The organism is Filibacter tadaridae, from assembly GCF_900609045.1.
In the GTDB taxonomy this organism is placed as follows: Bacteria; Bacillota; Bacilli; order Bacillales_A; family Planococcaceae; genus Sporosarcina; species Sporosarcina tadaridae.
In genome coordinates, this window is sequence record NZ_UXAV01000080.1 from 1 (window position 1) to 220 (window position 220).

A 220-nucleotide genomic window follows, 5' to 3' on the forward strand; every position below is an offset into this window, starting at 1 on the left:
TATTCAGACTCGCTTTCGCTGCGGCTCCGCATTCTCTGCTTAACCTTGCATGGAATCGTAACTCGCCGGTTCATTCTACAAAAGGCACGCTATCACCCGTGACCGTTTCCGAAGAAACGACCAACAAGGGCTCTAACAACTTGTAGGCACGTGGTTTCAGGATCTATTTCACTCCCCTTCCGGGGTGCTTTTCACCTTTCCCTCACGGTACTGGTTCACT

General features: G+C 50.9%; 1 rRNA gene. It reads right to left on the reverse strand.

The features are described from left to right. Window positions 1-220: ribosomal RNA gene (locus FILTAD_RS15655) — 23S ribosomal RNA — on the reverse strand; the annotation flags it as partial.